The 19,973-nt window shown below is 49.9% G+C and carries 15 protein-coding genes; 13 read left to right on the top strand and 2 right to left on the bottom strand.

What is annotated here, in order from left to right:
• Nucleotides 1–8: 8 nt before the first annotated feature.
• From AZF00_RS03315 to AZF00_RS03265, 10 genes are all read left to right on the top strand, one after another.
• Nucleotides 9–479: a hypothetical protein gene (locus AZF00_RS03315; protein WP_008250449.1), complete on the top strand. Its 471-nt coding sequence runs from the start codon at nucleotides 9–11 to the stop codon at nucleotides 477–479.
• 114 nt (nucleotides 480–593) lie between these two features.
• Nucleotides 594–800: a helix-turn-helix transcriptional regulator gene (locus tag AZF00_RS03310; RefSeq protein WP_008250447.1), complete on the top strand. Its 207-nt coding sequence runs from the start codon at nucleotides 594–596 to the stop codon at nucleotides 798–800.
• A 426-nt stretch (nucleotides 801–1,226) separates the two neighbouring features.
• Nucleotides 1,227–1,619 carry a hypothetical protein gene (locus tag AZF00_RS19280; RefSeq protein ID WP_143829435.1) on the top strand — a complete coding sequence of 131 codons (393 nt, stop codon included), beginning with the start codon at nucleotides 1,227–1,229 and terminating at the stop codon, nucleotides 1,617–1,619.
• A gap of 1,019 nt (nucleotides 1,620–2,638) precedes the next feature.
• The gene (hsdR, locus tag AZF00_RS03295) at nucleotides 2,639–6,148 is read left to right on the top strand and encodes a type I restriction-modification system endonuclease (RefSeq protein ID WP_008250441.1); all 3,510 of its coding nucleotides are present in this window, start codon (nucleotides 2,639–2,641) and stop codon (nucleotides 6,146–6,148) included.
• A 183-nt stretch (nucleotides 6,149–6,331) separates the two neighbouring features.
• Nucleotides 6,332–7,405 carry a Fic family protein gene (locus AZF00_RS03290; protein WP_008250439.1) on the top strand — a complete coding sequence of 358 codons (1,074 nt, stop codon included), beginning with the start codon at nucleotides 6,332–6,334 and terminating at the stop codon, nucleotides 7,403–7,405.
• 10 nt (nucleotides 7,406–7,415) lie between these two features.
• Nucleotides 7,416–9,032, top strand: a complete 1,617-nt coding sequence (locus AZF00_RS03285; protein ID WP_008250437.1) for a class I SAM-dependent DNA methyltransferase — start codon at nucleotides 7,416–7,418, stop codon at nucleotides 9,030–9,032.
• Entirely contained in the window at nucleotides 9,032–10,576 is a 1,545-nt protein-coding gene (locus AZF00_RS03280; protein ID WP_008250435.1) for a restriction endonuclease subunit S, read from the top strand. Before AZF00_RS03285 ends, AZF00_RS03280 begins: the two co-directional genes overlap by 1 nt.
• Nucleotides 10,573–11,505, top strand: a complete 933-nt coding sequence (locus tag AZF00_RS03275; RefSeq protein WP_008250426.1) for a DUF5655 domain-containing protein — start codon at nucleotides 10,573–10,575, stop codon at nucleotides 11,503–11,505. Before AZF00_RS03280 ends, AZF00_RS03275 begins: the two co-directional genes overlap by 4 nt.
• Nucleotides 11,506–11,534: 29 nt before the next feature.
• Nucleotides 11,535–12,329 (top strand): hypothetical protein, encoded by a 795-nt coding sequence (locus AZF00_RS03270; RefSeq protein ID WP_143829433.1) that lies wholly within the window; start codon nucleotides 11,535–11,537, stop codon nucleotides 12,327–12,329.
• Nucleotides 12,326–13,630 (top strand): radical SAM protein, encoded by a 1,305-nt coding sequence (locus AZF00_RS03265; RefSeq protein ID WP_008250424.1) that lies wholly within the window; start codon nucleotides 12,326–12,328, stop codon nucleotides 13,628–13,630. Before AZF00_RS03270 ends, AZF00_RS03265 begins: the two co-directional genes overlap by 4 nt.
• 132 nt (nucleotides 13,631–13,762) lie before the next feature.
• Here AZF00_RS03265 and AZF00_RS03260 read toward each other — a convergent pair whose 3' ends face one another.
• Both AZF00_RS03260 and AZF00_RS03255 read right to left on the bottom strand, forming a co-directional pair.
• Nucleotides 13,763–14,929 (bottom strand): zinc-binding metallopeptidase family protein, encoded by a 1,167-nt coding sequence (locus tag AZF00_RS03260; protein ID WP_008250423.1) that lies wholly within the window; start codon nucleotides 14,927–14,929, stop codon nucleotides 13,763–13,765.
• Nucleotides 14,930–14,969: 40 nt separating this feature from the next.
• Nucleotides 14,970–15,689, bottom strand: a complete 720-nt coding sequence (locus AZF00_RS03255; protein ID WP_008250422.1) for an SDR family NAD(P)-dependent oxidoreductase — start codon at nucleotides 15,687–15,689, stop codon at nucleotides 14,970–14,972.
• 810 nt (nucleotides 15,690–16,499) lie between these two features.
• Between AZF00_RS03255 and AZF00_RS03245 the strand changes: the two genes are divergently transcribed.
• The 3 genes from AZF00_RS03245 to AZF00_RS03235 are packed head-to-tail and all read left to right on the top strand — an operon-like array spanning nucleotide 16,500 to nucleotide 19,899.
• Nucleotides 16,500–18,245, top strand: a complete 1,746-nt coding sequence (locus AZF00_RS03245) for an alkaline phosphatase D family protein (RefSeq protein ID WP_008250420.1) — start codon at nucleotides 16,500–16,502, stop codon at nucleotides 18,243–18,245.
• On the top strand, nucleotides 18,242–19,387 hold the full coding sequence (locus AZF00_RS03240; protein ID WP_008250417.1) for a metallophosphoesterase: 1,146 nt from the start codon (nucleotides 18,242–18,244) through the stop codon (nucleotides 19,385–19,387). The genes AZF00_RS03245 and AZF00_RS03240 overlap by 4 nt, the downstream gene beginning before the upstream one ends.
• A complete protein-coding gene (locus AZF00_RS03235) occupies nucleotides 19,384–19,899 on the top strand; it encodes a hypothetical protein (protein ID WP_008250415.1) in 516 nt (171 codons plus the stop codon). The genes AZF00_RS03240 and AZF00_RS03235 overlap by 4 nt, the downstream gene beginning before the upstream one ends.
• The last annotated feature ends 74 nt before the right edge of the window (nucleotides 19,900–19,973 follow it).

Below are 19,973 nucleotides of genomic sequence, written 5' to 3'. Positions count from 1 at the left end.
ATACTACGGTGAATTCTTATCAGTTGGGCGAGCTTGAATTATCGATTGATTTCTTAACAGCCCAAGCAAGCGGCGATGCGAAGTACGCGCAGAGCGCTACAACAAAATTACTGGACTACCTACAGGACGGAGAGGTTACTTCTCACCAAATACGCATGCTCACCTTTATCCTGGAAAATATTGTTAAGGATAAAGGACTGTGTAAGAAAGTAATTTATGGTAAGTCAGGAAGACCCAGAAATCCGGCGCTAACCTCGCATCAGGTAGGCATCGCCACTTCGGTACTCAAATTCAGGAAATTAGGAAACTCATTGAAAGGCAGCCCGGACAACCCAGATAAACCAGGGGCATTTTATCTTGCTGCTGAAGAGTTCTTTGGGAGCCATCCCCCGGAAGAAAAAATACGCTATGTCCGTCATTGCTGGGAGTCGCATAAAAAATTAGCAATCGACATGAGTGAAGGCGGGCCTGACTTCTAATATTGCCTCCTCATACAAAACCCAATAAATACCGACCAATTGTTTGGGGCGCAATGGTAGGCCACCTACCCCAAAGTAACGCCATGTTCCACAACATACCCAATAGGTATCAGCATGGCAGAGAAAACCCGAGAAATACTTTTACGGCGCAAGCAAATCGAGGCCTGCACAGGGCTATCCCGCAGCACCATTTACGCGCTTATGGGTGAAGGCAAGTTTCCCAAGCCAATTCCATTGGCAGGCCGCACAGTTGCATGGACGCAAAGCAGCGTCGACAAATGGATCGCCGGTCGTATCGCAGCCGCCAAAGCCGATATTTAAAGTCGTATGACATTGCTAGGCAAACTCATTGCCCGAGGCGACTATGTTGCGATTACAAAAGGGAAGCTAACTATATCCCCTGTAAGCGGAAGCCCGGTACCAAATACCTGGCTTAAAAGTCATCGCGCTGGCCTGTTAGTCGAAATCGCTAACTGCACCGATACCCGCCTATTTTCATACGAGGGGTACTCAACTGGACGCTACTCAATTAAAGGCAGCTCCGCAGTCAAATCTCCCGGTGTGACGCTAAGCTACTACGCTCTGCGATCTGGCGAGCTTACATCAGTCACCTTCAACGCAGAACTAGATCGCAAACGTACGACAAAAGGAGGCAAACAAGGCTCTCCTCTCCCTGCAGGGCAGTTTAGGGTGACCAACAGACATAAATTCCTACGATACTGGGATAGCACAGGAATCGAGCGTCCGTTGCGCCTGTCATCCTTTCACGACTGCATGGGCAAGCTTCGCGACGTGATCATCACCGCCGAGATCAGGAAAGGCAACCGCCTAGATAAGGACACCATTCGGCCTGCAGAGATATGTGCTACGCAACTCCGAAGGGCAATGGGATTCCCCGACAACTCCCTGACAAACACCCAACAACCAACCGACAACTACCCGACAACAATACCCGACAAGAAATCCGGCCAAAGCCACGCCACACAAGGCTTTTATGGAAGTGAAAGTGCGTGTAACGATAGCCAAGTATTAAGCAATCAAGTAGGCAGGAATACAAGTAGTGTTAGATTAGTAGTTAAGGAGGTACTAGACCCTGCTACTCAGAGCAATGATGAATGGCTTGCTGAGTATGGTGAATAATCCTCCACCGATACTCATAAAAAATTAATTGTGTTGTCGTCGTCCGGCTTCCGGGTTGGGGCGTTAGAACACCTATCTCGATGCACTGCTGGTTTGAATCGTAAGGGCATCAGCTCAAAGCCCGATCAAAAATTTAAGTCGAATATAGTCACTGCCAGCGTCTTGCGTAAAGACGTTTTTAAATTTTTGCCTCGCGTATCTTGGCTATTTACTTACACTCGACGATTGACTCACGAAGTCTTTTTCAAGGTGGGGAAAGTTCTTAAGACACATCGCCACAAACTTTCTGTTAGCTTTCGTTTCCGCATCGACGACAGCCATTTTTAACTTTAACCGTGTTGATGACCAAATAGGTCGCTGCTGCCCTTTTTCCTGAAGCGCCTTAGCTTTTGAGTATTTTTTAAGCGCTCTAGCATGCTCATCCATATACTGAGTCGAATAAGATAATTGCCAACATGATCGGCATGCTACGTCCTGCGTCGACCACATGTAGACAATCGCACAACGCCCTTCACATACGGGACAAACAAACCAAGTCCGATCTCCACCAAAATGGCATAGTGTTCTCGTGAATTCTACAGTCGTTGGCCCCAATCTTGATTGGGAGGCAGACTGGATATATAGCCTAAGTTCAGTTGATGAACGCTCCCAATCAACACTAAGTAAAGTCGCACTAGCTTTAGACCAGCTTATCGATCCCTCATTATCGCCAAGCCGCGCAATATCGCGAACATCTAGCTTGGGCAAATCATCAGTCGTGAGGTGCCGAGTTACATGCCTACCGCTTCCGTAACCGCCCATAATTTTTCCCGAAATCATTTGCAAACTTCTGCTCATGATCACTATTGGGCCGTCCGACTGCAAGCCACCAAATTAGAATAATTTGCTCTAACACATTGCCAACCAGACGCTAGCGATGGCCCCCCTCCCAGCATGACAGCCATTGTCCCCAAACCGCTTTTCCCATATATTCAGTGACGGAACATGGATGCAAAACATACACAGACGCTGAGGGAACAATGGCGACAAACACAGACCAAGGACAGGAAAGTAACTTCGCCTTTCTTAGCGAACACGACCCCATCCTAATTCAGCTTGCCGCCACTGCTGAAAATGCCTTCTATGCTGACCCAAACACCACCCTGATTAAACTACGTCAGTTTGGCGAAGCCCTTGCCCAAGACGTGTCTCTGCGTGCCGGTATCGACTTTGACGACACCACCAGTCAAGCCGATCTGTTATTTCGTTTGAATCGCGACATTAGCCTAGAGCCCGATGTACGCAACCTCTTCCATGTGTTGCGCATCGAGGGCAACAAGGCCACCCACCAGTTTCAAACCCAGCACCGAGAAGCGATGCAGGGCTTGAAGGTCGCTCGGCAGCTCGCCATTTGGTATCACAAGTCCTTTGGCAAGCAAGGCAGCGCATTTAAAGCTGGGGCTTTTATCGCGCCACAAGACCCAAGCCTGAAGCTCCGTGAGCTGCAAATACACATCGATCAGCTCAATGCTGAACTAAGCAGCAAAGCGGGTCAGCATGATGTCGAACAGCAACGTGATGCCCTGCTAGAGCAGGAGAAGACCGAATACCAGCAGCTTGCCGAACTGATGGACGAAGAGGCCCAGCACTTTAAGCAGCAGGCCGAGGCAGCGGAACAGGCGCTTGCCGCGCAAAGAACAAAGTTTGAAGCGCAGATCACCGCACTAAAACAACAGCTCGTCAGCAGCGCCGCACCAATAGAAAAACAGCGTCAGTCAGTTCAAAGTAAAACCCAGTCAGCCAGCAAAACATTGGTGCTGGATGAAGAGCTCACCCGCGTATTTATCGATCAGTTGCTGATTGATGCTGGCTGGGAGGCTGACACCCAAGAGCTGACCTACAAATCTGGCGCGCGCCCCGAGAAAGGCAAAAACAAAGCCATTGCCGAATGGCCAACCCAGACTGGCCCCGCTGACTATATGCTGTTCGCTGGGCTGACGCCTATCGCCGTTGTCGAAGCTAAACGCGAGAACAAAAACGTCGCGGGCATGATTCCCCAAGCCGAGCGCTACGCCAAAGGCTTTAAACCCGACGCCACGGTAACGCCAGCATGGCAACTCGCTGGGCGCACAATCGCGTGGCCAGACGAGAGCGATGGCCACTATCAAATCCCCTTTGTGTACTCATGCAACGGCCGCGAATACATCAAACAGCTGGCCGAGCAGTCCGGCACCTGGTTTCGCGATGTACGTGAAACCAGCAATCTTAGCCGCGCACTGCAAAGCTTCCACAGCCCCTCAGGCCTATTAGACCTCCTCGCCAGGGACAAGGACAAAGCCCAGCAAATATTACAGGACGAAGGTTTCACCTACCTGCGCCTGCGCGACTACCAGGAAAAGGCCATTGTCGCTGTTGAATCCGCCCTAGAACGCGACCAGCGCGAATGCCTGCTGGCGATGGCCACCGGTACCGGTAAAACCCGCACTATCATTGGTTTGATGTACCGTTTGCTCAAAGCGGAGCGCTTCAAACGTATTCTGTTCTTGGTCGACCGAAGCGCCCTTGGTCAACAAGCTATCGACGCGTTCAATGAAGCGCCGCTGGAACAGAACCAGCCGCTCAGCAAAATCTACAATATAAAAGAACTCGGTGACATGGCCGCCGAGGCCGAGACCCGCATTCAGGTGGCCACGGTGCAAGCGATGGTGAAACGGATATTTATGTCCGACACCCCACCACCGGTTGACCAGTTCGACTGCATCATCATTGACGAAGCCCATCGCGGCTATACCCTCGACCAAGAGATGACCGAAGGTGAACTCGCCCTGCGCGACACCAGCCAATACCTGTCTAGCTACCGCCGAGTATTAGATTACTTCGATGCTATCAAAGTCGGCCTTACTGCCACCCCCGCCAAACACACCAGCGATATTTTCGGCAAACCGGTCTACACCTACTCCTACCGCGAAGCTGTCGCCGACGACTGGCTAATCGACCACGAACCGCCGATTCGCTACGAAACCTTACTCAGCCAGAACGGCATTAAGTTTGAAAAAGGCGACACCGTCAGCGCCATCAACTCCGCCACTGGCGAAGTAGAAGCCTCTGAATTAGAAGACGACTTAGGGTTTGAGGTCGACGCATTTAATCGCCGCGTTATCAGCGAGAACTTCAACAGAGTCATCTGCCAACAGCTAGTGCAAGAGCTCGACCCCTTTGGCGACGAAAAGACCCTAATCTTCTGCGCCACCGACCTTCATGCCGACATGGTCAAACGCCTGCTGGATGAAGCCTTTGTTGATGTTTACAACGGCGACTACCCCCAAGCCGCGGTCGCCAAAATTACCGGCCAAAGCGACAAAGTCGACCAGCTCATTCGCCGCTACAAAAACGAGCGCTACCCCAATATCGCGATTACCGTCGATTTACTGACCACCGGCATCGACGTTCCTACAATCGCCCACTTGGTATTTATGCGCCGAGTGCGCTCACGCATTCTTTATGAACAAATGGTCGGCCGCGCTACTCGCCGCTGCGACGACATTGGCAAGACCGTGTTTCGCATTTACGACCCCGTTGGCATCTACGCAGCGCTACAGGAGGTTTCCACAATGAAACCGCTGGTGCGCAACCCCAACATTACCCTCGAACAACTCTGCGACGAGCTGACCGACCCAGACAAACTAGAGCAAAGCCTGAACGCCCCAGGCGAAGCCCACGACAGCAGTCACGCCGACACCGTTTTGAGCCAGCTAGGCCAAAAGGTCATGCAAGTACTGCGCAAGGCCGAAAAGAAAGCCGAGAACAACCCGCAGGTACGTCAGAAGCTAGACGAGTTGCAATACAGCTGGGGCGTTGAACCCGCCAAACTCCACCAACACCTGCACAGCCTCGGACCCAAACAAGCCGCCGCCTTTCTTAATCAACACAGCGGCTTTATAGACCAGCTCGCCCAAGTAAAAGCGATTATGGGCAGTGAGCGCATGCCCGTAATTTCGGAGCACGAAGACGAGTTGCTAGTGCGGGAGCAGAACTACGGGGTTTACGACAAACCCCAAGACTACCTCGACAGCTTCAATCAATTTATTCGCCAGCAGCTCAACGACTCGGCCGCTCTCAGCGCCGTGGTTAACCGGCCCCGCGATCTAACCCGCCAACAACTTAAAGACATTCGCCTGCTCTTAGACAACAACGGCTTTAGCGAGGCCACACTGCAATCGGCATGGCGACAGCAAACCAACCAAGACATTGCCGCCAGCATTATCGGCCACATTCGCCGCGCCGCCATCGGCGAGGCCATGATCCCCTTTGAGCAGCGGGTGCAGAACTCAGTGCAGAAAATTCTTAGTCAACACAGTTGGACGGCACCCCAGCGCAATTGGCTGACCCGGCTTGGCAAACAACTCACCCACGAAGTCATCATCAACCGCGACACCATAAACCAGATTCCCGCTTTTCCCGGTGGCGCTAAGCAACTCGACAAAGCACTTGGCGACCAGCTCGATACCGTTCTCGACGCCATTAACGACGCGCTGTGGGCGGCGTCTTAATCCACAACTACGCAGAATATGTATAAAAAACACGATTTTTTATACACGTCGGCAGAACGTGTACATTTTTTGCAATTTTTTAAGCACGACAAGAAAACATGCATAAATTTTTACATTTTCTATACATGTCACGCTCGATATGTATAAACTATCCAAAATTCTATACATATATAATGACTGCCAATGACAACGATAATTGCCCCGCTACCCTTTCCTGACATGCCGCAGCTGGAAACCCGCAATGTGCTTAAAAAATGTGCGGAAGCCCATCGCTACCTTGCGGAACTTAAAGGTGTTGCGGCAAGCATCCCAAACGAAGCCATTCTTATTAATACCCTCACCCTTCAAGAGGCAAAGGACAGCTCCGCAATAGAAAACATTGTCACCACCCAAGACGAGCTATTCAAAGCGACACTCTTTAATGAGGGCATCGCCAACCCCGCCGCTAAAGAAGTCCAAGACTACGCTATCGCGCTAAGGGCAGGATTTAGCAGTATTCGCGGCAAAGGCATTATCCGACTGGCCGACGTCTTAGACACTCAAGAAATTATCGAGAAGAACCGCGCCGGACTTAGGCGCCTACCGGGCACCGTTCTCAAAAATGCCCTCACTGGCGAGGTCGTCTACACACCACCACAAGACCCTAACGACGTCGAAAGGCTAGTGAGCAACCTGCTCGACTACATTAACGATGACGAGCTCTGCGATGCCGACCCGCTAATTAAAATGGCCATCATTCACCACCAGTTTGAGAGCATTCACCCCTTTTACGACGGCAATGGCCGCACCGGCCGCATCATTAATATTCTCTACCTCGTGGCCAAGGGGCTGTTAGACCTGCCGGTGTTGTACTTGAGCCGCTACATCATTCAAGACAAAAGCGCCTATTACCGCGAGCTGCAAGCCGTGCGCGACGACAACAATTGGGAGCCGTGGTTGCTCTACATGCTAGAAGGCGTGTCACAAACTGCCCAAACCACCATTCGCCTGGTGAACGAAATCAAGCAACTAATGGCACAGTTCAAAAACACAATACGCACAGAACTGCCCAAAATTTACCGCCAAGAGCTACTAAACAACTTATTCAATCACCCCTATACCAAAATCGAATTTATGATGGATGACCTGCAAATCACCAGACTCACGGCAAGCAAATACCTAGAACAACTCGTGGAACTTGGCCTACTTCGCAAAGAAAAAATTGGCCGCAGCAATTACTACATTAACCATGCACTGGTTTCACTGTTTCTCAATTAAGGCCTAAGAAATGACCAACAACGACATTGTTCAAAAACTCTGGAATCTCTGCGACGTACTCAAAGACGACGGCATTAACTACAGCGACTACGTCACCGAGCTGGTACTACTGCTGTTCATTAAAATGGTTCACGAAAACACCGAGTCCGGCATTCTTAAAAAGCACCACATCCCCGAAGGCTGCCGCTGGACCGACTTAAACAGCAAGTCTGGCCTCAACCTGATGGACGCCTATAAACGCATCCTGTTAGCGCTCTCCTCTGGCAAAGACGCCAACGGCGAGCAGATTCACGACGACCAACTAATCTCGGCGATTTACGCCGACGCCCAAACCCGCCTACGTGAGCCGCGCCACTTAGAGCAGCTAGTAAAGGCCCTAGATCAAATCGATTGGTATAGCGCCCAACAAGACGGCCTCGGCGATCTTTACGAAGGCCTGCTGCAAAAGAACTCCACCGAAACCAAATCTGGCGCAGGCCAATACTTTACCCCGCGCGCCCTCATCAATAGCATGGTGCGCTGCATACAGCCCCAGCCCGGCGAAGTAGTGCAAGACCCAGCGGCAGGTACCGCAGGCTTCTTGATCGCCGCAGACCGCTATATTAAAGATCACAGCGACGATCTATTTGACCTCGACGCCAAGGCCCAGAACTTTCAGCGCAACAAAGCCTTTATCGGCGTAGAGCTAGTGCCCGGCACCCGCCGCATGGCCCTGATGAACTGCCTTCTACACGGCATGGAAGGCGATGACGAGGGCGTTGTTCACCTTGGTAATAGCCTAGGCATGGTCGGCGCCACCCTTGCCAAGGCCGACATTATTTTAGCCAACCCACCCTTTGGCTCATCCAAAGGCGGCGAAGCCAGCATCACCCGCGACGACCTCACCTATAAAACCAGTAATAAGCAGCTGGCCTTCTTGCAGCACATTTATCGCAATTTAAAACCCGGTGGCCGCGCCGCGGTGGTCTTGCCAGACAACGTTTTGTTTGAAGCAGGCGTAGGCAACGAGGTGCGTCGCGACCTAATGAACAAGTGCAATCTTCACACCATACTGCGTTTGCCCACCGGCATTTTTTACGCCCAAGGCGTTAAAACCAATGTGCTGTTTTTTACCAAAGGCCACCCTAAGGACAAACTGCAAGACGAAAACTGCACCGCCAATGTGTGGGTTTACGACCTGCGCACCAATATGCCCAGCTTTGGCAAACGCACACCCTTTACCGAAGAACACCTAAAACCCTTTGAAAAAGTGTTTGGCAAAAAAGCCGACGGCACCTCCAAACGCAGCGAGGGCGAATGGAGCTGGAACGCCAAAGAGGCTGACGTCGTTGAAGGAGCCGAAGAAAACGACGACCTCGCCAAAAGTCGCTGGCGAGTATTCAGCCGCGGCTGGATACGTGACACCAAAGGCGACTCCCTCGATATAAGCTGGCTAAAAGACAAAGACAGCGTCGATGCCGCCAACCTGCCAGAGCCAGAAGTGCTGGCGGCAGAGGCTATGTCGGAACTCACCGAAGCACTGCGGGAGATGGATGGATTGATGCGGGCATTGGGGGCTGGAGATGAAGCCGATATTCAGAAGCAGCTTTTACAAGATGTATTGGGCGTTGGGAGTGAATTGGCCTGATGAGCAAAACCGACGGCACTATAAACGCAACGCCCCAAAGCAGTCATTCCCGCGAAGGCGGGAATCTAGAGCTGCCCACCGGATGGCGTATTACTTCACTTGGAGAAATATGCGACATAAATCCAAAATCCAAATTGGAGGATGAAATGAGCGTAGGCTTTATGCCTATGAGCGGCGTACCAAAACACTACAACGGGCGATGCGATTTCGAGACCCGCCAGTGGAAGGACGTGAAGAAAGGCTTTACCCAATTTAAAAATGGCGACACGATACTTGCAAAAATCACTCCGTGCTTTGAAAACGGCAAAGCCGCTGTCATTAAAAATTTTCCCTCTGGCTGGGGCGCAGGAAGCACCGAGTACTACGTTTTGCGGCCAATAGCGGAAGGCATCAATCCTCAGCTTCTACTTGCAACCGTGAAATCAAAAGACTTTTTGAACAATGGCGCCGTCAACATGACCGGATCAGTTGGTCACAAACGCGTGCCCAAGGATTATGTTGAAAACTATCCAATACCACTCCCACCCCTAGCCGAACAAAAAGTCATCGCCGACAAACTCGACGAACTACTGGCGCAGGTCGACACCCTAAAAACCCGCCTCGACGCCATCCCCGCCATCCTCAAGCGCTTCCGCCAATCCGTACTCGCTGCGGCGGTAAGTGGGAAGTTGACGAAAGAGTGGCGGTCGTCTAATCGCTTTTCCTTTGACTACAAAAAACTGGAGAACGAAAAAACAAAACTTATTCAACAACGCCTAATCAAAAAAGATCTTGATTTTCAAGAAGGCGACGTCGAATTCGATACCCCTGCAAATTGGAAAGCATTGCAGCTAAAATCGCTGGCAGAAAAAATAACAGACGGCGAACATAAGACCCCGAAGAGAGAGACTGCAGGTCGAATTTTACTATCGGCGCGAAATGTTAGGGATGGCCACATCGATCTAAGAAACATCGATTATGTTGGCGAGGAAGAATATATAAAATTACGCAAAAGGTGCGACCCTGACGTAGGTGACATTTTGATTTCTTGTTCAGGATCTGTCGGCCGCATATCTCTGGTGGATCAATCTGATGCATATGTGATGGTAAGAAGTGCCGCATTGGTAAAGACACTTCCTAAATTTTCAAACAATCAGTACCTTATGCTATGCCTTCAATCGCCGCAATTACAGAAAGAAATCGAATCTAAATCTAAGTCAACTGCCCAAGCCAACCTCTTTCTTGGCCCAATTAAAGAACTATTAATCCCAATTCCATCGCCCGAAGAACAAACCGAAATCGTCCGCCGCGTAGAACAACTCTTCACCTACGCCGACCAAGTCGAGCAGCAGGTCAAAAACGCCCAAGCCCGCGTTAACCAGCTCACCCAGTCTATACTCGCCAAAGCGTTTCGCGGCGAACTCACCGAGCAATGGCGCCAAGACAACCCCGAACTTATCAGCGGCGACAATAGCGCCGCCGCCCTGCTTGAGCGCATCAAAGCCGAGCGGGCAGCGGCCACCACTAGCAAAAAGAAAGCCCCCGCAAGGAAAGCCAAGGCATGAGCGACATCAAACTATTCAAACTCGCCAACAACAGCGTATTAGAACTGACTGGTAAAAGCGCCAAGTTAGAAAAAGACCTGCAAGCCCACATTGAACAAAATATGGATGTACTCTTGGGCGTGCGTTACCTCGCCTCAGAATACGGCACCGGTAAAACCCATAAGGGCCGCATAGACTCGCTGGGGCTAGATGAAAACGGCTGCCCAGTTATTGTAGAGTACAAACGCCACAGCAATGAAAATGTGATTAACCAAGGGCTATTCTACCTAGACTGGTTACTAGACCACCAAGCAGAATTCCGCTGGCTGGTGATGGAGAAAATCGGCAAAGACGCCGCCGAAGACATTGAGTGGGACGGTACTCGACTGATCTGTATTGCCACTGACTTTAACCGCTACGACGAACACGCCGTGCAACAGATCAATCGCAACATAGAACTGATGCGCTACCGCTACTTTGGCGACGACCTACTGCTGCTCGAGCTGGTCAACGCGCAAACCGCTCAACAAGCGAATACCACCAAAAGCGTTGCTGCCCAAAAGCCTGACACACAAGCGGCACCCAACAAAACTGGCAACATCCAGAGAACAAGGCTATTAAAAGCAACACCTGAGCTACTCTCGCTGTACAACGATGCCTGTAACTATATCGACCAACTGGGCGATGAGGTTCAACGCAAAGACCTCCTACAATACACAGCATTTAAGCGCATCAAGAACTTTGCCTGCATTGTCATACTGCCCGGCAAAGACCCAAAACTGCAGATAACACTCAAGCTGCCCGGCGAACTTAGCGAGGAAAACGCCTTCAGCCGCAATATCAGCAACATAGGGTCCTGGGGCACTGGCGACCTTGAGGTGAATATCCGTAGCCAAGAAGACTGGGTTAAAGCCAGACTACTAGTCGACCAGGCATATCAGCAGAGTTAACAACTAATCAATGTTTCGACGAGAATAAATTGCAATATCATCCGCTTAAAACGGGATCTCTTGTCAAAATTATTGAAGCCATGGAGAGTTCTATGCCGAAATTGCGAATTTTTTTTAGTGAACGCCTAAGATGGGAAGCGTATAGAGATTTTTTCCAAATCCAGTTTCTTAGGTACTTGGTGGTTTGGTTTTCATTGGTACCTGCAGCAGCTGCAATCTTAAAAGATGTCCCCAAAACAATCACATTAAACGCAACTCACCCCCCTATTATAATCGCGCTTGAGCTTCCATTTTCATGGCAAGCGCTGTGGTTTTCGTCCGTATTCTTCATGGCTGCGCTAATTCTTTACCTGCTGTTCTGCCCCAAATTCATCAAGAAGTACCACTCTTACAGCGACTATCAAAAATATGAGCACGACGGCCGATGGATCACAAGAGAAGCAGCTCGATTCCTTAGGAGCGCTGAAAGCCCCCAGCGCCAGAAGTTCATCGATCGACTGTTAATTAAAGGTTTAATTACACGCAATGACAAAATCGTTCCGCCAGCTGATCTATACAAACCAGAAGTTGAAAAGCTACAAACCATGATCGTAATGGAAAGCAAAACATCTCAATATTGCCTAAGAACACCTGTACTAGTTAATGATAAGGAAAAACATTCTGATGCTGAAGCAGGCATATTCTGGGAAGTCTACGCTTTAGAGTCAGACAGTGGGTTCTACCTCCGCCTAGCCATTAGCATACTACTCACCCTAAGTGGTCTTACTTTCCTATTAGTTCTTGCTCAACATATTATAGAAGGCGCGAGGTATGCATTAACGTGAGCTACACAAAGAAGGATTATAAATATTACTTATCCCTCACTAGCCAACTCCCGTTTTGTTCATCTCCTTTAAGGCTTGACGCATCAAATAAGTGTGAATTTGCATGCGCATACTGCTTTGCCAGCACTCGCCAAGGCTTCGGACGTAACTCGAAGCTGCAGTTAACTAAAGCTAAAATTCTCAGAGAACGCTTTATTCGTATAAAAAAAGGTAGAATTCTCGGCGCTATCGACGAATTCATTGAGCGGAAAATCCCAATACAGTTTGGTGGTATGTCCGACCCCTTCTCTAAGTCACCACTCTCCGAGAATATCACTGCTGATTTAATGAATACGCTGAAGGAGTTCCATTACCCTTACATACTGAGCACTAAAAGCAGCGCCATTTCCAGCCCAGCGTTCATCGCATCATTAAAAGATTCAAACTGCTACGTCAGGTTTTCCACCACCGTAATAAACCCGACGAAAAGAAGTGCTGTTGATCTAGGTAGCTCTACTTTTGACGAAATCCTTAGAGCTACCGAATTCATAAGAAAAGCTGGGATTCCGGTCTGTTTCAGATTTCAACCAATTATACCTGGCCATGAAGAGTTCGCTGCAGAGATGATCGATCGCGCATCAAACGCTGGTGTAAATCATATTTCCGCAGAATACCTTAAAGTTCCGATAGACGCGGACTCTAAATTTCGGAAAGTACTCAGAGACCTCCTGCCACCAAAGCCAGTCGCATATTATGTAAATCGCCAAGCTTCGCATCAAGGACGCGAGTACATCTTACCCACTAAGTACAGACAGCATCACCTTTTAGCTATGAAGCACCGAGCAAACTCCCACGGAATAACCTTCGGTTTCGCTGACAATGACCTATTACTTTTTTCTGAAGGAAATTCCTGCTGTTCAGCCTCAGACTTATACCTTAAAGAAGCAAATATGTTCTCCGCTAACATAGTTACCATGGCGAAACGCATGCAAATAGGTGAACTAATTTCACTAGATGACTTAAGATCTGAATGGATACCAAAACACCCTATTTCCAGCCAACTGAATTCAACATCTAGAATAAATAAATCACTAATTGGCTCAGATGCAGAGTGGTATGTCTATCTTGAAGAGCTGTGGGAAGGACGCCGCGGCCTTTACTCCCCAGCTTTTTTTGAGGGGATAACTAAATCAGACGCAACCGACAACCAAGGACTTGCATTATACAAGCGCATTAGAACAGACTTAGACATAGCTATAGCTGCTCAAATGCCATATCACCCAACCGTACCAGAGGCCAAAAGTGCCGCACTAGAAACATAAGCTGCAAATCATGCTGGGGGCACTTATGGGGGCATAAACTATCCACAAAAAAAATATGCCTAACAATATCAATAGGTTAATTCATCTATTAAAGTGACGCCGGCCCACCAAAATACAAACCCCAAATACACTTTACCTGCCTAATTCACTACTTTTTATTAAGCTGAACTTGTTGTGAATAGCATGATGAATAAATGATATTTTTTCCCGTACCGGCTGAGACAACACAAAGGGGTAGGCGTCGTTCATGCCCATACTTCTATTTAAAGAGTTTAGAATCACGGAGAACTCCATCCAAGCGTCTAGTACAGATGTGATTGATGTTTGAGAATAAAAGAACTTTGAGTCTTGAGGTAAATTTAATTCATCAGTTTCTTCAGCGTCCGCCGCATCGCCGGTAATTGAGCCAGTAATTGAGAAGTTTTTAGCGGTTTCTAATGTATCCATGATATGCATGTAATGTGCCCAGGTCTCTGCCCAATCCTCATATGGGTGCATGGTGGCGTATTCACTAATAAATTCATCACGCCAATTATCAGCAGGCTTATTTTCGTAGTACTTTTTCAAGGATTCTTGATAATCAAGCTCATCATCACCAAAGTATTCTTTGCTTAGCGCATGCTTTCTCTCTGAGCCAACAATCAATTGGTCGAAGTAGTAGTGACCTAGCTCATGCCGGAAATGCCCAAGCAAAGTTCGATAACGCTCATTCATTGCATGCTTTGTCTGCGAGCGAGCAACATCGTCGGCTTCCGCCAAATTAATAGTAATATGGCCACAGTCATGGCCGGTAAAAACAGATTCAGAATAGTCTAACTTACTAACAAAATGGTCATTCACATCGCGATCGGTAGTAAAGTCAAAACTCAAGCCATTCTCTGGGTCCTGCCTAAGATTACGCAGCGGCAGGGATAAAGCCTTTAGGGTATACAATGCCCGACGTTTAGCTGCCTCCATCTTCTTCCACAACGGGATATGCTCAACAATAGATAAGTCAGGAACCGTTTCATTAAAACGACAAGCAAAACACAACACTTCATCATTGCCGTCCTCCGGCACAAGATCATCCAAGTTAACCATGCCATTGCATACATTATAGTCGGCATTATTATCACACTTTTGATAACGAGCCGCTGGTCTACGGGCTTTGAAATAGCATCCACTTTCTTCATCAAAGTCATACGGCTCTACCTTATTAAAAGCATCATCTAGCCCAACAACTCTTTGACATGAAACACAGCTACTGCTTTCAAAAAACAGCAGCTGCTTATTATCACAGCTACATCTAAAGGTTTTCATAGGTTTTCTCAATTTTATATAGTGTTGAAATAACAGACGATCAACAGGGCACTTCGCTACCGTCCCAGGCAAATACCTTTCCGCTATCGGCTACCGTAAGCCCTTGTAAAACGTCGATCATTTTCCTTGCTGAGTAATCCGCATTAAACAATTTATTACTAGTAACGCGCTGCTGGAAGGGCTGTGATAAATTGGTATCTACAGTACCGGGGTGCAGCCCCACTACAATAGCTTGTTTTTTACGCCAAGCGACTTCAATGCTGGCGGTTTTTATTAGCATATTCAGCGCGGCTTTGGCGGCACGATAAGAATACCAGCCACCCAGACGATTATCTCCGATACTGCCAACGCGGGCCGAAAGCGCGGCAAACACTGCCCGCTGTTTAAGCTGAAGCTTGGGCAAAAAATACTTGGCAACCAACGCGGGACCGATCGTATTGGCGAGAAAACTCCGCTGGAAATTTTCAGCACTTAAATCGCGCAATGATTTTTCCGGCATTAAATCGCTTTCATGAAGTATTCCGGTGGCAACAATAACACAATCCAATAGGCCGTTTTTTGCGCTCTGCTCCGCAGCCTTTTTGATGGATTCTTCATCAGCAAAATCGACTCTGCCGTAATGCACATTAGCCAACTTGTTTTTTATTTCTGAACGAGAAAATGCATGGATTATATTGCTGGGATCAGCAGCAAATATGTTAACAAAGGCAGCGCCAAGACCACCAGAGGCACCGATGATGACAATATTTTGGTTTGGCATATTTACGCTCTATTAGTTAGGCCTATTTTGCAAAGAGTCACCGGTAACGACCCGAGCAAGCAATCATTGCTGTCGCCGTGTATTGCACTTTACGTATAGTTACATGCTGGCGCACAAAATGAATCAAATTTCCATCACTCCTGACGTGATATCCCGCACCTTAATTCCGAACGATGACGGCAATCACCGGTCTTTCACGTACGCCAAATACCAATCAGCTTGCCCCAAAGCGTGATCCCGAGCTTATTAGCTCGCGTATCCCAACGACGACATACCGTGTTAGTAGCTGGATTGTTGATCACGGTATTGTGGTCTTAGAAGGGGACTATTGTAATCCGGGGCTAAACGGGGGTATAAGCGAGGTTAACTGGGTATAGGGACGTAGCACCGCCAATGAAAGCCGATAAAGACCCTGAGCAATATGAGTACTTAAAAATTCCCGACTACTTAATACCGAAGCCACGCGTCTATGGACGATCTTCTTGCTTATGGTGGCCAGCGGCGATGTTGAAATATTCTGTATTGCCCTATTTATACCCTATAGGGCTTATTCGCGGCCGATGGATTAGCGATATTCGGGCCTGATGTTACGATAAGCGCCACACCGCTATCGGTAAGCTAATTATTACTGGCTCACCCTGCACCTCAAGCCCGGCGCCCCATAATTTTGCAGCCAATGTCCGTGAATTTAGAAACAATCGTTGCATTGCTGCGCCATTCACCCCAGTCTACAATTTGTCATTTTCGTGTCATAGCGACGTGCAATTCTAATAAATAAGCCGTCCTTTAAGATAAGTAGGGAAGAATACTATGGGTCAACGTAAATCCCGTCGCGGATTATCGCGCCGCAGTTTTTTACGAAGAATAGGCCTTGGCGGCGCCGCAGTTGGCGCTGTAGCAGGCTCTACCGCCACGGTGAGTATTGCGGCATCGACATCTGACAAGAAGGCGATATCCCAAGCTTTGTCGCCTTTTCAGCACGGTGTGGCTAGCGGTGACCCACTGCAAAACGCCCTAATTATTTGGACTCGGCTTAGTGTTGAAGACCGCTTGCCCTGCGATGTGAGCTGGGAGGTGGCCGAGTCACCCTCGTTTAGCAGTACAGTGGCGCAGGGCGTGTTTACCACCGACAGCAGCCGGGATCATACCGTGAAAATAGACGTGACCGGCCTCTCGCCGGAAACAAGCTATTACTATCGCTTCTCGGCTTTGGATTTTGTTAGTCAAATCGGCCGGGGCCGCACCTTACCCCAGGGCGGGGTCGATCACCTGCGCTTGGCGGTATTGAGTTGCGCGAGTATTCCCCACGGTTTCTTTAATGCTTACCGTCGCGTTGCCGAGCGCCCCGACCTCGATTGCGTAATTCACTTAGGCGATTACATTTACGAATACGGCAACGATGGCTATGGCAGTGATGTGCAGGCTGGCGGCCGCATTTATGAACCCAGCCACGAAATGGTGAGTTTGTCTGACTACCGTCGTCGCCACGCCCAATACAAACGGGATTTAGATTTGCAGCGCTGCCATCAACAACATCCGTTTATTTGTGTATGGGATGACCACGAGTTTACCAACGACGCTTGGATAGATGGCGCTGAAAACCACAACGACGGTGAAGGCGACTGGGCCCAGCGCTCGTCCTTCGCATTGCAAGCGTATAGCGAGTGGATGCCAATTCGCTTACCGGAGCCGGGCAATCGCGCGCGCATTTACCGGCAATTCCGCTTTGGTGATTTGTTAGACCTCATTATGCTCGACACGCGCTTTGTCGGCCGCGACCAGCAGCAAGCCGGTAGTATTCCCGCGCAAACACCGGGCCTCGGTGGCTTTGGCTTTATTGACGCCGGCGACATTGCCAGCCCAGATCGCGGACTACTTGGCGATGCGCAAACTCAGTTTTTAAGCACTGCGCTGAGCAGCAGTTCTGCCCAGTGGCGATTCCTCGGCCAGCAAGTGATGTTTGGCCAGTTAAAACTCATTGGCGAACCCAATGCGCTAAATATAACGAACCCCGGAGGCCAAGGCGGCATATTCTTAAATACCGATCAATGGGATGGCTACCCCCGCGCTAGGGAAGAGGTTTGGAAGATGATTCGCGGTAATGGCGGCGCAGCAGTCGACAATGTGGTGGTGCTAACCGGCGATATTCACACGGCGTGGAGCATGGACATTAATGAAGACCCAAATAACCCGATAGCCTACAACCCGCTTGATGGTAGTGGTTCGATGGCGGTGGAGTTTGTGGCAACGTCGGTGTCGTCGCCGGGGCTAGACGAGGTGCGCGAGCTTGGTGAGGAGGGACTGAAGATTGTGAATCCTCATATGAAATACATTAATTTACGCGAACACGGCTATTTATTATTAGACCTAACGCCTGAGCGCTGCCAGGGCGAACACTGGTTTGTCGACGCCATTGACGGGCCATCGCGCGGCGAAAGCTTGGCTGCGGCGCATTTTACCGCCAGTGGCGAAAATCGTCTGCAGAGTGCAGCTGGGGCCAGTGCGGCCAAAGCGAATCCACCCGCACCAGCACCGTACGAGGGAATACCGCTATGAATAAATTATGCGTCTTTATTGCGCCAATGCTCTTAGCCGCATGTGGTGGTGGCTCCAGTTCCAGCTCGCGAGATGCCGGCGTACCGAGTACACCGGCCGCGCCTCAGGCTGAGCAAACCCTACGATTTATTGCCATTGGCGATACCGGCACCGGCAATGATGGCGACGCCACGCACCTGCAATACCAAGTAGCCGAGATGCTAAAACAGGTTTGCGAAATGCGCGGTTGCGACTTTGCGGTATTAGCTGGCGACAATATGTACGAAAGCGGTGTTGACGGCACAGACGACCCGCTATTTGCCGATGCCTTTGAGCAACCCTACGGCGATATTGGCATTCCGTTTTATGTGGCGCTGGGTAATCACGACAACTCGGTTACGCTAATTGGCGAGGGCTCACAAAACGCCAAGGGCGATGTGCAAGTACAATACACCGACGTGTCGCCGTCGGGCACGTGGAAAATGCCAGAGCGTTTTTACACCCAGACCTTCACTGGCAGCGTTGGCGACGACGTATTTGCGCAATTGTTCACGCTAGACTCTAGCCCAATCAGTCACTTCTTTGACGACACCAGTTCGCAGTGGAGTGGCGATGCCCTAGACGCCTATATTCTCAGTCAGGCGAATTTTATGCAGGAGCAGCTGGCCACCAGCAAAGCCAAATGGAAAATTGCCCTTGCTCACCACCCCTATATTTCGAATGGTCAACACGGCAATGCTGGCCAATATGATGTGGGCACCGCGCCCGACCCCTGTCTTGGCGTGGGCGACGTTATGCTCAGCAGCAGCTGCCGTGGCGCTGACTACAAGGCCTTTTTGGAGGCGACGGTGTGCGACGAGGTCGACCTGTTTATAACCGGCCACGATCACGAGCTGTACTGGTTTAAACCGCAAGCAGGCTGCGGCAAAACCCAGCAGATTGTCTCTGGCGCGGGGGCAAAAAGCCGTGAGGTATTTGATGCCACCCGTAACGATGCCTATTTTCAGCTGGGTATGAGCTGGGGCTTCTTTTGGATTGAGCTGCGCGACGACCGCTTGGTAGGCGCGGCCTACGCCCTCTACCCAGACGGCAGCTTTTACAATGCCGACGACCAAGGACGACCGCTGCCGGTGTTTGAACAGGTGTTGATGAAGCAACCATGAAGGCTTTCTTATTTACGGTAGGCTTGCTGGTATTGCTTGGCTGCAGCGATAACAGCCAGCGCTACCATAATGCCCGCTTCGACTTTAGCTTGCAGCTGCCCAGCGATATGCAGTGGCGCGAAGATTACTTGGGCAGCGCACTGGTAATAGAACCACGCGCCGACTCTGCACTGGCAGGCAAGCTCCGCTACCTGAGTGTCGATGTGAATGACGCGAAAGCTACCACCAACAGTCTAGAAGACTACAGCCAGTTCCGCCTGAGCGAATTACAGCGTTTTGCGCGGCGCAGCGAGATTCATCAACGCGAAACCCGCAGCCTAGCGGGCTACCCCGCACAGCGTTTACGCGCTAGCGTTCAATTCGGCGCCCAAGAAAATACGCTACTACTTTATTACCTGCTGGCCGATGGTCGCGGCTATACCCTTACCGCGGCGTTTGCGCCCAATAACGACCAAGACAGCACTGCGCAAGTCGACGCCCTTATCGGCAGTCTGCGCCTGCCAACGCCTTAGCAAAGGCGCGGGCATTGCTAAGGCGCGGTTTGCCAGCAGAACATCGCCAGTTTTTTGCCCATAATCGTGGTGAG

This window comes from Zhongshania aliphaticivorans, from assembly GCF_001586255.1.
Lineage (GTDB): Bacteria > Pseudomonadota > Gammaproteobacteria > Pseudomonadales > Spongiibacteraceae > Spongiibacter > Spongiibacter aliphaticivorans.
This window is presented reverse-complemented; position numbering and strand designations above follow the sequence as displayed.